Raw genomic sequence first — 1668 nt, 5'->3', positions numbered from 1 at the left:
GGGAAAGCTACGACGACACGGAAATCAGGAACGCGCTGACAGCCTTGCAGCAGCAAGTCAACACGCTCGTTTCGGGTGACGCATCGAGTGCCATCGAATCGTTCAACGAGATCATTGCCTTCCTTGCCAACGTAGAGGACACACAGACGTTGCAAGGGATCATCGCCGGGCTGAACCAGAGCATCACAAACGTTCAGCAGGCGATTCCGACAAGGCTATCCCAGTTACAGAATGACGATCATACGGTCAAGGACGCTGCTTATGTCCATACCGACAATAATTACAGCAATGAAGAGAAAACGAAGGTATCGGACTCTTTGAGGTTGAAAGAGTATGTCGATGTCGAGTCTCTGGCGGCTCTTCCCTCTTCGCCCTACAACCTGCGTTTTACCTATTCGAGTACATCTGTGCAGGCGATCAACTTTGCGAATATAGGAAGCGTACCGGAGATGCAGGAGTTTTATCTGTCCATTAAGAACAACACCGGATCAACGATTAACCAACCGATCCCAAACGGTTCGGGCTGGCAATCGGAGGAAACAAGCGTTGAACTGCCAGCTGGTAAAGCCACAGGGGTATCGCTGAAAAAAGAACATGGGATAATTGTCGTGAGAGTATAATGAAAGGAGGTGAGAGATGAAGAGAAGGGTGATGATGGGAAAGAGAGAATTGGTAGAAGTTGTGGAAGAGTTAAAATCATCCGGTACATGGATGGTGCCAGCTGGTTGTAAATTTGTTGATGTATTCATTGTTGGTGGCGGTGGCTCTGGTGCATCGTCAGGCCCTGAAAGAGGTGGTGGAGGGGGCGGATCGGGGTATGTTAAAACATATCTTGATGTGCCTGTTACTCCAGAAAGTGTTGTTAGCTATTCAATAGGGAAAGGGGGAGATCGTGTAGTTTCGATGTCTGCTTACGATGATCAGAAGAATGGTCTTCCAGGGTCAGAGTCCTGGTTTAAATCTAATTCAATAAAAGCTCTTGGCGGAAATGGAGGTCGATATTCCGGAATAGGGGGCGATGGGGGATCAGGTGGTGGTAGTGGAAGACCTGCAGAAAAGACGGCAGGATATATTGGTGGAAGTGATGGTTCTAATGGAGCAGGTGATATGCCTGGAATCGGTCAAGGGAGTACTACCAGATGCCCGTTCAATAATAAATTGTACGCCGGAGGTGGTGGAGGTGGTGGAGAATATAGTTCCGGATCAGCACCAGGTGGCGGTGGTATCGGTTATGTCGGAGATATTTCGAGAAGACCTACTAATGGAGAACCCAATACGGGCTCAGGAGGAGGTTCTTTTTATATAAGTGGTTCCAATGTCTCAGGAGGATGCTATTCTGGCGCAGGCGGTTCCGGTATCATAATACTTCGTTACATGAAATATAAATAAGACAATATGCTGTATATTCAAAAAAACATTCAGTTTTTGGAATTGGAACAAGAATTGCCTGATTCCTATCTTGTTGGCGACAATATCGAAAATTACGAAGATGGCGCTTATCTCCTGCTTAGTGAAGAGCAGGAACAGTATCATAACGACTATCCGGAGGCATCACCGCTCGAGTGTTGGTATATGGCACTGACACCGGAACCACAGCCGACACCGGAAGAACTGCTCTGGCGTGCCCGTGATGCCAAACGGCAGGAAATCTACGACAAAGACATCCAT

The 1668-nt window shown here is 47.7% G+C and carries 1 protein-coding gene and 2 pseudogenes; all 3 read left to right on the top strand.

Annotated features, from left to right (window positions below; translation table 11 throughout):
* Positions 1-620: pseudogene (locus KTG12_RS21250) on the top strand (hypothetical protein); the annotation flags it as partial.
* A 16-nt stretch (positions 621-636) separates the two neighbouring features.
* Positions 637-1389 carry a glycine-rich domain-containing protein gene (locus KTG12_RS21245; RefSeq protein ID WP_119215759.1) on the top strand — a complete coding sequence of 251 codons (753 nt, stop codon included), beginning with the start codon at positions 637-639 and terminating at the stop codon, positions 1387-1389.
* 36 nt (positions 1390-1425) lie between these two features.
* A pseudogene (locus KTG12_RS21240) lies at positions 1426-1668 on the top strand (hypothetical protein); the annotation flags it as partial.

The organism is Parabacteroides sp. MSK.9.14 (assembly GCF_019041495.1).
GTDB classification, from domain to species: domain Bacteria; phylum Bacteroidota; class Bacteroidia; order Bacteroidales; family Tannerellaceae; genus Parabacteroides; species Parabacteroides merdae.
The sequence above is the reverse complement of the archived record's forward strand: the minus strand, read 5'-3'. Positions and strand labels throughout refer to the sequence as shown.

What these genes read in the sequence shown, in the direction of transcription:
- KTG12_RS21245 (WP_119215759.1), top strand. Translation starts at nt 637, where the DNA reads ATGAAGAGAAGGGTGATGATGGGAAAGAGAGAATTGGTAGAAGTTGTG.